Source organism: Paenibacillus sp. J31P190 (assembly GCF_059692075.1).
On sequence record NZ_JCAUAS010000004.1, the window covers coordinates 177,077 to 190,881 of the forward strand.

The window sequence follows — 13,805 nt, forward strand, 5'->3', positions numbered from 1 at the left end:
GAATGTATCAGGTATTATTGGTCGATGATGAGGCGTTGGCACGAAACGATGTGAAGAGTATGTTGGATTGGGAAAAGCATGGATTCACCATATGCGGTGAAGCACATAACGGATCTATGGCGCTTTCCATGATGGAGCAGCATACTCCGCATATCGCAATCTTGGATGTGAGTATGCCGTTAATGAATGGGGTAGAACTGAGCCGTATGATCAGAGACCGATTTCCCAAGGTTAAAATGATCATGCTGAGCAGTTTTGACGATTACGATTATGTTCGGACCTGCCTCATGAACGGGGCTATGGATTATTTGCTCAAGCATCGCTTGAACGCGGGAGCTCTATTAACGCTTCTGGATAAAGCGGTTCAGGAATGGCAGAGTGAAGAACGGGAGCATGAAACTCGAAGTGCTCAAACCCAAATGATTGAACGTCTAAGTCCGGTTATTCTTCGCGAGCATGTAGCTAATTTGGCTAGAGATGTACAAGAAGCCGGGGAAGCGCTGCAGTCTTATGCACGGGACAATGATCTGTATACCGCTTCCATCACTTATGGAACCGCAGCTGTACAAATCGTTCCTTTTCTGTTGTTGACGGAGTCCTTTACCGATATACAGAAAAATCGGTTCGTTCAGCAGGCCACGGAAGTCATGCAAATGGCAATTGGCGACATTCAGAAGCGGACGGTAGGCTATGCAGGAGAGGGACGCTTTATTGTCTTGTTTTCTTCGGAAGATCGAAGTGAACATGCGGTTACAACCCAAATCAATCAAGCTACGAGCTCCATTGCTCATTCTCTCGAGAAATTCCTTAACTTAAAATGCGTCTATGCCATGGGGCCGCTATGCGGAAGTTTGCGATTGGTTGGCTCCAGTTATACCAAAGCAAACCAGGATATAAACGTCATGTTCGATCAAATCTCGAACGTATCCATCTTGAAAGATTCTCTTTTTATGGAAGAACAGAAGCAATTGCTGCTTTTTCTGGAGCGTTTTGAGGGGGAAAGAATAAATCAAATCATTTCAACCATTTTTGCTGCACTGCGTAGTCAGCCGGTCTACGCAATGACGGTGCAAATTATTGTAAGCGAAATGCTTCATCTTGTTGAATTGGCATGGAAGCGGCATTTTCCTCATGCATCCTTAGCAGATAACGGACTCATCCCCTCAAGGAATGAGCTTGGGCGAATGGGTAGCGTTGCTGAGCTAGAGAGATGGTTGTTGAACTACTATGCGCGAATTGTTGAGGCCATCAAGAAAGAGCATGCAGGGGGATCCTATTCGCGTCATATCTCGAAAGCCATACAGTTTATCACCGATAACTATGCCTCCAATATTTCCTTGGACATTACGGCGAGTGCCCTTAATCTGAATCCTTCCTATTTAAGCAGATTGTTTAAAGAGGAAACAGCTATGACCTTCACAGAGTATTTGAATCGGGTTCGTATTAAAACGAGCTGCATGCTCATGGAATCCGGCACCTATGCGTTGAAACAGATTAGCAGTGAGGTTGGATTTTTGAGTTATACGTACTTTTTTAAAGTGTTTAAAAGCATAACAGGAAAGACACCTCAGGCGTACATGGATCATCTGAAAACGTCAAAAAAGTAGAATGGAAAGTCATAAATGTTGAATCATCTCCAAGCATTAATTAACTATACTTAGATCAACCCTTAGAAAACGCTTTCTTTTATGGGTGGAAACAACTTGATCGGAGGAACAAAAGAATGAAAAGAAATTGGGGGACGGTACTGCTTTCAACTTTAGTAGTATCCAGTATGACACTAAGCGCCTGCAGCTCGGATACCCCGAGTAAAGAGAAAGAGGGCAAGCCTCAAGCTGATGCTGCATCAAAAGGTGTATCTTCAGCTGGCTTTCCCATCGTCAACGAGCCGCTTAAGTTAAAGATGTTCACACGAATTGCGCCGGTAAATGGGCCCTTCAAAGACATGCCGGTGTTCCAGGATTATGAAAAAATGAGCAACGTTCAAGTTGAATTTATTGAGGCGCCGACGGATGGTTTTAATGAGAAAAAGAACCTGCTGTTTGCCTCGAATGAGCTCCCGGATGCTTTGTACCGCTCAGGCTTAACACCTCTAGAGGCTATTCGCTATGGCACGGGCGGCCAATTAATCCCGCTCGAGAATATGATTGATAAATACGCGCCCAATATTAAAAAACTAATGGATACGTATCCGGAGATTCGCTCAGCCATTACAACACCTGAAGGTCATATTTATGCTCTGCCGGGTATTGTAACTGTAAACGCTGCCAGAACCGATAAGCGCTGGATGAATCAAAACTGGCTGAAGAAGCTGAACCTGAAGGAACCCGAGACAACGGACGATCTGTACGAGGTACTGAAAGCTTTCCGGGATAAAGATCCGAATGGCAACGGCAAGCTAGACGAAATTCCGATGACAGCGCGCAGCGGTTTGAGTATCGTACCGATCATGGCCGGCTCCTTTGGTTTGGATTTTCAGTTGGGTTACAACATTAACCTGGAAAATGACAAGGTTAATATTTGGATGGGCAGCGATCGGAATAAAGAATTATTGATGTATTTAAATAAGCTGTATTCGGAGAAATTGCTCGATTCGGAGCTTTTTACCCAGAAGGAAGCGCAATATTTAGCTAAGCAAGGGACAGGAAATACCGGTTTCTTCTTTGACCAGACCAATAATCCAATGCTGGATACGAAAGTTGCGGATCAATATATCGGTATATCTCCAGTCAAAGGACCGCATGGTGACAGATTGCAGCTGGCGGCTCCAGTACCTCGGGATTTTGGGGCTTTTGCCATCACCTCCGTGAACAAGAACCCGGAAGCAACGCTGCGCTGGGTCGATTATTTCTTCGGTGACGAAGGATCCACTTTGCTGCGATTCGGCCGTAAAGGCGAGAATTATGAATTACGCGATGGGATTCCGTATTATACGAATGCCTTCCTGACGTCAGGTAATCAGGGCAAAATCACCCCTTATGCCGGAGGCGGGGCTCCGCATTTGATCAGTGAGAAGGTCGCTTCCTATATTAATCCGCCTCAGGTTCAGGAAGCCCAAAAGAAATTGGATCCATACATGCCGAAGATTCGCTATGCAGCCCCTATGTTTGACGAGCAAACAGCCCAACAGATCAATGTGCTGCGTAACGATATTGATAAGTATTACGAAGAGCAGAGTACAAAATTTATTGCTGGCGCCCTTAGCTTCGATAAGTGGGGAGAGTTCCAGAATACGTTAAAAAAAATGAAAATGGACGAGCTGCAAAAGCTGTACCAGGTCGCCTACGACAACCTCAAACAGCAAAAATAAGCACCAATGAAGGCTGGAGGGCTACAGATGAACAACACAGTAAGTACGGCGGGCGCTTCGTCTCGAACTAAATCGAAGCGCTCCAGCCTCTTTAAATCAATGAGTAGTCGATACGATCTCTACCTGATGCTGCTTATTCCGATCACATGGTACCTTGTGTTCCATTATGGGCCTTTGTATGGTTTGCAAATCGCGTTTAAAAACTTTAGTCCGGCCAAGGGGATCAGCGGCAGTGCGTGGGTGGGCTTCGATCATTTCCAGCGCTTCATAGAATCTTATTATTTCTGGAGGCTGCTGTGGAACACCATTTCGATTAACTTGTTCTCTTTATTGTTTGCTTTTCCAATTCCCATCCTTCTGGCTTTACTCATTACTGAAATCCGTAACAAAGCATTCAGCAAAATTGTGCAAAACATTACGTATATCCCTCATTTTATCTCCATCGTCGTGATGGTAGGGATGCTGATGCTGTTTTTATCTCCGCGAGGAGGTCCTGTGAATACGATGATTGAGGCATTTGGCGGATCACCGGTTCGATTTCTCGATTCGGCTGCCTGGTTTAAGTCGATCTTTATCGGCTCCAACATCTGGCAAAATATGGGGTGGCAATCGATTATCTATATTGCAGCGCTTAGCGGAGTCAATCCGCAGCTGTATGAAGCGGCCAAAATGGATGGAGCAAGCCGGTTGCGGCGCATCTGGCACGTATCCATTCCAGGCATTCTCCCGGTCATCGTCATTTTACTCATTCTCGATGTCGGACATTTCATGAATGTCGGTTTTGAGAAAATTTTGCTCATGCAAAATAACTTGAATTTAGAGTCAAGCGATGTCATAGCTACCTTCGTCTATTCGGCAGGTATTTTAAAAGGGGAGTACAGCTATACCGCTGCCATAGGCTTATTTAACTCTGTAATTAACCTGGTGCTGCTGTTACTGGTGAATCGCTTTGCCCGTAAAAAGGCGGAGACAAGTTTATGGTAAGGAGGGCCATGTGATGAAGGAACATACGCTCAAGAAAAGGAAGTCTGATGAAAAAATATTCGATGCCGTGGTCAGCACATTGGCCGTCCTTATCGTCGTAGCCGTGTTGTACCCGCTCATATTTATCGTTAGTGCCTCCTTCAGTGATCCTGCACTGGTGCTGAATGGGGAAGTGGTTTTGCTGCCTAAACAGATCACTTTGGAGGCCTATCGGAATGTCTTTCAAAACGATCAAATCTGGAACGGATATGGGAACACCATTCTGTATACAGCAGTAGGTACAGTCATCAACCTAATCATGACGACTTTAGCAGCCTATCCGCTGTCGAGACCAGACCTGCCCGGGCGGGGAATCATTATGTTTTTTGTAACGCTTACGATGTTTTTCAGCGGGGGTCTCATTCCGTCTTATCTCCTTGTGAAAAATTTAGGCATGGTGGATACGATGTGGGCGCTAGTTATTCCTGGCGCAATTGCCACCTATAATTTGATTGTCATGAGAACCTATTTTCAATCCAGCATTCCTTGGGAGATTCAGGAAGCAGCCCATATCGACGGGTGTTCGAACTGGAAGCTGTTAACACATGTCATATTGCCGCTATCCAAGCCGATCATGGCTGTCATGATCCTATTTTATGCGGTTGGTCATTGGAATTCATTTTTCAATGCCTTGATCTACATACGCAGCAAGGATATGTACCCGTTACAGCTTGTGCTGCGTGAAGTGCTGATGGTCAGTCAGGCGGATGCGGTTGACAGCAGTGTAGGACTGGAATCCAAAATCCTGCTTGCTGAAAGTATCAAATATGTGGTGATTATTATTTCCAGCTTGCCGGTACTGCTGATGTATCCTTTTGTACAGAAGCATTTTGTGAAGGGCGTTATGATTGGTTCATTAAAAGGATAATGGATGGAAGGAAGCGTTGTGTTCATGCAAGCAAGAGCTAAGATCCAGGTAAAGACGAATCAAGTCCGTAAGGACAGAATTAATCCTTACATATTCGGTCATTTTGTGGAAGATATCCGTGATCATATGGATGCGATGTTGGCCTATCCGCTTGCGGATATGGATTTTGAAAGTACAGACGAGGCATGCAGGGGGCTTTCAGGACGCTGGCGTCCTTATACGAACGGGAAAAGTACTCTTTATGCGCTCGAACCCGCTGCTGCGCATCATTCAGGACATAGTCAGCGGGTACGAATCTATAGCGACGATGAGGCTTATGCAGGACTAAGCCAAGCAATTGCTGTAAAAAAGGACCCGGATGGCTATTATTTGGCTCTGTATGCACGAGCTTCTATCGAAATCAAGTATGTTGTAGCAGAGATTGTAGATAGGAAAAGCGAAGAAGTGCTTGGTACCACGCGAATCGATGTGGTGAGCCATAATTGGAAGCACTATGAATCGCGACTGACGGTTAGTCGGTCTTGTGAGCATGCAGAGTTCCGATTATATGTACCTTTGGATCATGAACGCTGGCTGGATCATGTATCCACGGGGATGCTTTGGTTAGATCATATTTCGCTGCTTCCTTCTGACAGTGTAGGCAATGTTCGCAAGGAAGTTATGGATATGACTAGGGACTTGAACGCCGGCATAATGCGGCTTGCCGGGAATTATATTAGTGCCTATCATTGGCAGCAGGCGATTGGCCCTGTACATGAGCGCCCCAGTGTCATCAATGAAGCATGGGGGGGCTGGACGAATAAGTATTTTGGAACGGATGAGTTTATCGGGTTTTGCCGTGAACTGAATGTGGAGCCCCTTATATGTGTAAACGATGGTTCGGGAACACCGGAAGAAGCGGCTGAGTGGGTTGAATATTGTAATGGCGATGCCGATACACCTATGGGAAAACTGCGGGCTGCTAACGGGCACGCCGAGCCGTATGGCGTGAAGTACTGGGAGATCGGCAACGAAGTTTGGGGGGCATGGCAGGTCGGGTATTGCAGCGCTGAGCAATTCGCAGAACGCTACACGAAATTTGCTCAATCTATGAAAGCGATCGATCCCGGGATTAGGCTGCTCGCTTGCGGTAATGAGAAAATGGATTGGAACCAAACCTTGCTGGAACGAGCTGCTGAGCAGATCGATTACTTAACCTTGCATTTGTATCACGGATACAACCGTTTTGGGATGAATGCTCATACACCGAAAGAAGAGCGCTATAAGGCCATCCTCTCTTATCCGGAATGGACGAGGGAAACCGTAAGGCAATTAAGGGAGATGTTCGGATCATCCGCCCGTTATGCTCACCTGAAATTGGCGATCACCGAATACAATACGATGTATTATCCGAATACCATCCGCAAGGGTCTTCCGAATGAACACACCTTAGAAGCTGCGGCTGCCAATGCAGCGAATTTGAATGAATATATTCGAAATAGCGATTTGATTGAAATAGGCAGCTTCTCCGACCTCGTCAACGGCTGGCTTGGAGGATGTATCCGAGTAGGGGATTTCTATGCCGATCAGTTTCGCGGTAAGTCCGCTGGCAGAAGTGAGAATTCCTTAACCGTGTATGGCACTCCAAGCTATTATGTCATGAAAATGTATGCTAACCGAGACTTGGGCTATGTGGTGGAAAGCCATACCGATTGCGGCAGCTTTCAAGTGGGTAGTCTTGTGCCTGCTGCGCTCCAGCTTGATAGCCTGCCGAATTTGGACGTCGTGGCTTGTACGAATGTTAGTGGCGATAAACTGACGATCTTTATGGTGAATCGAAGTCTCGAAGCTACGCTAACCGACGTGCAGTTGGACGGATTTACCGAATCGGGCACAGCTCGTCTGTTGGAAGTAACGGCGGATGATTACGAATGTTTCAATAGCGTGAATCATCCGGATGCGGTGGTGTGCGAAGCTCATGAATTATCAGTAATGAAATCTCAAGTCACCTGTCTGCTGAGGGCGTCATCCGTTTATGTATTAGAAATCTTTCGCTAACAGGAGTAAAGGATAAATGGATGCTACAGATTAAGAAAACTTGATAGGAGCTGATGATAAATGAAAAAATGGTTGACGGGACTTCTTGCTTTTGTCTTGATCATGTCTTTTCCAGCATCAGGATTCGCTTACAGCAATCCGCAAATCGTACCGGACTCATGGCGTTGGGATAATGGGGATTTTTATGGGGAAGGCGATCCGTTCATCTTGAAATTTAACGGAGTCTACTATCTGTACACCAGTACGGTGGACGATAAGCCAGGTGTGAAGGTTTGGTCGTCGGAAGACCTGGTGCATTGGGAATATCGCGGTCTGTGCGCTACGGAACCGGTTACGAAAGGAGCCTATGCCCCGGAGGTAGTTTACTGGAACGGTGATTTTTACATGTATACGGCTCTTCTTCGGGATGACGGTACCACGCAGCGCGGTCATCGCGTGCTGAAGAGCTCCAGTCCTACAGGTCCTTTCATGGCCCAAACGGGCAACAAGGTAAATGGCATTGACGGAGACGTATTCATTGACGATGACGGACAATGGTACTTTTACAGCACGGGAAATGGCAATATCGATGTTCGTCCGATGTCAGATCCGTATACATTCGGTGAGAAATCGAATACCGGAGCCGTGATGAATGGTTGGACCGAGGGTCCGACGGTCATCAAACGCAATGGTAAATACTATATGACGTATACCGGAAACCACGTGTGGAGCGATGCTTACAGGGTGGATTACGCGAGCAGCTCGAGTCCGGTTACGGGCTTTGTGCCGGCTGCATCCCAGAACCCGATTCTTCTCGTTGTGGAAGGAGATCATGTCGGGCTTGGGCATAACTCCATCGTTCGCGGTCCCGATCTGGACTCCGATTATATGGTCTACCACAGCCATGCCAATCCGGGGCGAAATCTGAACTTGGACCGGGTCGTGTGGAACGGGGACAAGATGCTCGTGCTGGGTCCCACGACATCCGAGCAGCCCGACCCGGCAATGCCTGAGTTCAGCGACCGATTCCAAAGAAATGGATTGGGCAATGATTGGAAGGTTGTAGGCGGAGGGAATTGGGGAATCCGGGACAGCAGCACGTTGTATCAAGATGCCATGAGTGAACCGGGACAATCTCGTATGCTTATATCCCAGAAAGCGACGGATGACAACTTCACGGCGGAGTTCAACCTGAAGCAAGTAGAACAGGGGAACAGTACGAACCCGCAGATGGGTGCAGTTTTCTCCTACAAGAATGAGAAAAATTATGGTGTTGCCGTACTTAACAGCAAACAAAATCGTCTTGAGACGTTTTTCCGCGTAGACGGCAAGGATACTGAGACGGTAACTGCCTCCCTTCCGGATGGCTATGATTATACGAAATGGCATCAGATCCGTGTGGAGAAGGAGGGCTCCGACTACCGCATCTATGTAGACGGCATGTTGAAGCAAACCCGTTCCATCGAGCGGCTTGACAAGGGCAAGATTGGTTATACAACTACGGATGCGCATGCAGATTTCGGATATGTCGCGTTTAGCAATAAGGTGGGCGGTAACAGCGCCAACGCCGCTTATAAGCCGATTCCCGGTGAGATCCAGGCAGTCCATTTCAACCCGAAAGGTAATGGCAAGTCTAATGGTAATTCCGATCATATCCGTATCTCTGAAGCTACATATGGCGGTCAATATGTCACATCGTTTAATAAGGGGAATTTGCCATATAACGTAAATGTATCCGAAGCGGGAACTTATGATGTTGTAATCAGGTATGCCGCAGCAGCCGATGCGCGAGTGAAGTTTGAACTCGATGAATTGACCGAATTGACGGACACGGTACGGCTCCCCTCGACAGGTGGTGCGGATCAATGGAATAATCAGATCATACGGGATGTCAAGCTTCCGCAAGGGCTGCATAAGCTCAAAGTGATAGCAGACGGTGGAACATTCGATTTTGCCTCACTGAAGTTGGGCCGTTCCACTGCAACGACTGCGGTAAACGATGATTTCAACGACGGCAACGATTTCGATTGGACGAAATTTGAACAAGGCTGGCGGGTAGACACTGGGGATGCACCTCCGTTTGATCTTCCCAAGTCGGTTCCTGGTATCATAGAAGCACCTTTCTACAATACGGGCGGAGAAGGTATAGCTTATCATGATAACACGCCTGATAACATCGGCGGCGCATATCGAGGGGATTCCGTCGATATCCGAACGAACAGCAATTTCAACGGGCTTAACGTCGGTTGGAACCAAGCCGGTGAATGGCTCAAATACAACATTGACGTGAAGCGCGCCGGAATGTACAGGGTTGAAGTAACGGCAGCAACCACGTTCAAAGATAATCAGGCACGTATATGGCTTGATGATCATACGGATCTGACAGGTGCGATCAATATACCGAGTACAGGGGCTTGGAACACATGGCAGACAACGGTGTCCGAAGGCGTCTATTTGCCGGAGGGCCAGCATACGATTACCTTCGAAACGCTTAAAGGGGAGTATGACTTCGCGAGGCTGAAGTTCGTATCCTTCGACGTTCCCAAATCTGTTCCGGGTATTGTTGAAGCCGTTCATTATAACACGGGTGGCGAGGGTGTCGGCTATCACGACAATACGCCTTCGAATATCGGCGGCCAATATCGCAGTGACACGGTTGACATTCGTGTCAATCCAAAAGGAGGCTGGAACGTCGGTTGGAACCAGACTGGCGAGTGGCTGAAATATAATGTGGGCGTTGCCAAGTCCGCTGCCTATGACGTCAGTGTCAGGATTGCAACGGCACTTAACGGCGGGAAAATCCGGTTGTGGCTGGATGATAAGACCGATTTGACCGGTGTGGTGGATATCCCCAATACCGGAGGTTGGAATAACTGGAGAAACGTCAAGCTTGGTGACTTAACGCTGCCGGCAGGCGACCATACCATCAAGGTTGAAATCGTCCAAGGCGAGTATGATTTCGCAAGTCTGTCGTTCAATACGCTAAATGAATCCAAAGCACTTCCGGGCACCGTTCTTGCCGTGGATTACATGAATGGAGGGGAAGGGGTCGCGTACCATGACAACACGCCGGATAACATACGAGGTCTATATCGTACCGATGACGTCGATATCCGCTTGCTCCCGGAAGGGTTCACGACGGGTTGGAACCAGACCGGCGAATGGATGAAATACAATGTGGATGTCGCCGAATCAGGTCCGTACAAGCTGGATTTGCGAGTAGCTACGGCTATGGACGGCAGCCAAGTCAGATTTTGGCTTGATGATACAACCGACCTAACAGGAATCATTAATGTTCCGAATACCGGCAATTTTCAAGAGTGGATGACGGTAAAGAAAGAAGGAGTGACCCTTCCCGCAGGCAAACACACCATTAAGGTGGAAATTGTAACCGGCGAGTTCGACTTTTATAGCTTCCGTTTCCACAATGACCCGATCGTTCCTAAACAAGGCGTATACAAATCTGTGCCGAAAGGGTATCCGAAATCGGTTATCGGCGACAGCGGCTGGTCGGACTATATCGTGGAGACGGATATCAAGTTGGGCGAAAATACGCAATTTGGAGGTAACGCAGGCATCATTTTCCGAGTAAACAATTCGGCTGACGGAACGTTATTAGGGCAGAACAGAAACGATTTCCTTCAGGGTTACATCGCATACCTAGCCGCAGACGGCGTGCATCTGGGTAAATTCAATTATAACTTCCAGTACTTGACCGGAACGGCGTTAGCAGGCACGGTTGGGAATTGGCAGCATATGAAGGTAGTGGCGAGCGGCACTAGGATCAAGGTGTATGTTGGGGACATGGAAAACCCCCTTATTGATTACACGGATCGGAGCGAGACGGCTTTCACGCATGGTAAAATAGGAGTTAGAAGCTTCAACAGTGAAAGCTTAATCGATAACTTCATAGTGACGCCGAATCCGGGCGAATAAACGGCAAAATCACCCTCTTCTGTGGCCTATCCGGCATAGGGGAAGGTGATTTGTTTAGTATAGAATGTTTAAATAGAATGTTTACAATGAAAGATATGGATAGTTAAAGGAGCTGAAGTTTGTGAATAGACCCAACATTTTGCTTATCACCAGCGACCAGCAGCATTGGAATACAATAGGAGCGTTTAACGAGGAAATCCTCACCCCTAATCTGGACCGATTGGTTAGGGAAGGGACGACATTTACGAGAGCATATTGTCCGAATCCGACCTGTACTCCGACCCGGTCGTCGATTATTACCGGCATGTATCCAAGTCAACACGGGGCGTGGACACTTGGCACCAAGCTGCTGGAGGATCGGCATACCGTAGGGGAGGATTTCAACAAGAACGGTTATCAAACAGCTTTAATCGGTAAGGCTCACTTTCAACCCCTGCGCGGTACAGATGAGTATCCTTCGCTTGAAGCATACCCGCTACTTCAGGATTTGGATATCTGGAGAGAATTTACGGGGCCTTTCTACGGCTTTGACCATGTCGAGTTAGCCCGAAATCATACAAATGAAGCGCATGTAGGCCAGCATTATGCCATTTGGATGGAGGAGAAGGGCTGCAAGAACTGGCGTGATTATTTTCTACCCCCAACCGGCACTATGGATAAAAGCATATTGCACAAATGGCCGATACCGGAAGAGTTTCACTACAATACTTGGATCGCTGAACGGTCAAATGCGCTGCTCGAGCAGTACAAGGAGAATAACGAGCCGTTTTTCCTATGGTCAAGCTTCTTCGATCCGCATCCGGATTATCTCGTGCCTGAGCCTTGGGATACGATGTATGATCCGGACCAGCTTACGATACCGGCGGTCACACCAGGAGAGCATGACCGGAATCCGCCGCACTTTCGGATGACACAGGAGGAGAATCCTGATTTCTCCGCATGGCGCGAAAGCGGCCAAGGGATTCACGGCTACCAGTCTCATACTCTGCAATCCACGGACGAGCGTAAAAAACTGGTTGCGACTTATTACGGAATGATCAGCTGTATGGACAAATATATCGGCAAGATTCTCAATAAGCTGGATGAGCTTGGTCTTGCAGACAACACGATTGTTGTGTTTACGACGGATCATGGGCACTTCTTTGGTCAGCATGGGCTGCAGTACAAAGGCGGCTTTCACTACGAAGATTTGATCAAACTACCCTTTATTGTCCGTTATCCTGCCCATGTCCCGGAAGGCCGCGTTTCCCCGGCGATTCAATCGCTTGTCGACCTTGCGCCCACCTTCCTGTCGCTTTCCGGTATTCCGATTCCTCCTGTAATGACAGGGGTGGATCAAAGCGGCGTCTGGTTCGGTACACAACCGGAAGCCAGAAATCATACCGTTTGCGAGTTCCGGCACGAGCCAACGACCATTCATCAGAAGACGTATGTCGATGTACGGTATAAAATCACTGTATACTATAATCAAACATACGGTGAGATTTTCGACCTTCAAGAGGATCCCGGAGAGCTTAATAACCTTTGGGATGAGCCGCAGTATGCTGCACTTAAATCCGATTTGCTTTTGAAATACGTTTGGGCAGAGTTGGGAAAAGAAGCGATGCCCATGCCACGCATTTGGCACGCTTAAATAGAAAGTGAGGCACAGAGCATGTCAGAACATACTTCTCTCAAACCATCCTGCTGCGGTGCAGGAAGAAACCAGATAGAAACAGGTTTCGTGAAATTGGATAAGCTTGAGCAGAAATCCGGTGCGTTTGATATAACTGCTGGAACGTCCAAAGATAACATGATTTATTTGCCGGGCGGCTCTTTTCTGATGGGAACGGATGACGGGGAAGGCTTTCCTGCGGATGGCGAAGGACCTGTCCGTACAGTAGAGATCAGCTCCTTCTATATCGACCCGTGTGCCGTTACGAATGCAGAATTTCACACATTTGTCGAAGCTACCGGGTATGTGACTGAAGCAGAGAAATTCGGCTGGTCATTTGTTTTCCATCTGTTTGTTTCTCCGGAAACAGCTGCGAAGGTGAAAAACAAAGTGCAGCATACACCCTGGTGGTTGGTCGTGGAAGGCTCGGACTGGAGGCATCCGGAGGGGCCGGATTCCAGCATCGAAGAGCGTCTGAACCATCCGGTTATCCACGTCTCCTGGAATGATGCGACGGCTTACTGCCGCTGGGCGGGCAAGTGTTTGCCGACGGAAGCGGAGTGGGAATATGCCGCGCGCGGCGGATTGGAACAGAAACGATATCCATGGGGAGACGAATTAAAGCCGGGAGGTGTTCACCGTTGTAACATTTGGCAGGGCAAATTTCCGGATAAAAACAATCAAAGCGATGGATATGCAGGAACAGCACCAGTGAATGCGTATGAGCCGAACGGATACGGGCTGTATAACGTATCTGGCAATGTGTGGGAATGGTGCGAGGATTGGTTCAGTCCGACATATCATCTGAATAGCTCTAAAGTTAACCCGCTCGGTCCGTCATCTGGTGATAACCGAGTGCTTCGAGGGGGATCTTATCTATGTCATAAGTCTTACTGTAATCGCTACCGGGTAGCGGCAAGAAGCAAAAATACACCGGATAGTTCTACAGGGAACATCGGTTTCCGCTGCGTCATTAGGACATTATGACGATCATTCCA

The 13,805-nt window shown here is 47.7% G+C and carries 8 protein-coding genes; all 8 read left to right on the top strand.

All coding sequences use genetic code 11. The features are described 5' to 3' along the window. The first annotated feature begins 2 nt into the window (after positions 1–2). The 8 genes from AC58U0_RS10675 to AC58U0_RS10710 all read left to right on the top strand — a co-directional run bounded on the left by AC58U0_RS10675 (position 3) and on the right by AC58U0_RS10710 (position 13,794). The gene (locus AC58U0_RS10675) at positions 3–1,607 is read left to right on the top strand and encodes a response regulator (protein ID WP_497378980.1); all 1,605 of its coding nucleotides are present in this window, start codon (positions 3–5) and stop codon (positions 1,605–1,607) included. A 116-nt stretch (positions 1,608–1,723) separates the two neighbouring features. After that, positions 1,724–3,310: an extracellular solute-binding protein gene (locus tag AC58U0_RS10680; RefSeq protein WP_497378981.1), complete on the top strand. Its 1,587-nt coding sequence runs from the start codon at positions 1,724–1,726 to the stop codon at positions 3,308–3,310. 27 nt (positions 3,311–3,337) lie between these two features. Then, on the top strand, positions 3,338–4,294 hold the full coding sequence (locus AC58U0_RS10685) for an ABC transporter permease (protein ID WP_497378982.1): 957 nt from the start codon (positions 3,338–3,340) through the stop codon (positions 4,292–4,294). A gap of 13 nt (positions 4,295–4,307) precedes the next feature. Next, positions 4,308–5,201: a carbohydrate ABC transporter permease gene (locus AC58U0_RS10690; RefSeq protein WP_497378983.1), complete on the top strand. Its 894-nt coding sequence runs from the start codon at positions 4,308–4,310 to the stop codon at positions 5,199–5,201. 24 nt (positions 5,202–5,225) lie between these two features. Then, positions 5,226–7,238 (top strand): alpha-L-arabinofuranosidase family protein, encoded by a 2,013-nt coding sequence (locus AC58U0_RS10695; RefSeq protein WP_497378984.1) that lies wholly within the window; start codon positions 5,226–5,228, stop codon positions 7,236–7,238. Between the two features lie 60 nt (positions 7,239–7,298). Next, the gene (locus tag AC58U0_RS10700) at positions 7,299–11,153 is read left to right on the top strand and encodes a carbohydrate-binding protein (protein WP_497378985.1); all 3,855 of its coding nucleotides are present in this window, start codon (positions 7,299–7,301) and stop codon (positions 11,151–11,153) included. A 121-nt stretch (positions 11,154–11,274) separates the two neighbouring features. After that, entirely contained in the window at positions 11,275–12,786 is a 1,512-nt protein-coding gene (locus tag AC58U0_RS10705; protein ID WP_497378986.1) for a sulfatase family protein, read from the top strand. A gap of 21 nt (positions 12,787–12,807) precedes the next feature. Further along, positions 12,808–13,794 (top strand): formylglycine-generating enzyme family protein, encoded by a 987-nt coding sequence (locus tag AC58U0_RS10710; protein ID WP_497378987.1) that lies wholly within the window; start codon positions 12,808–12,810, stop codon positions 13,792–13,794. Positions 13,795–13,805: the final 11 nt, after the last annotated feature.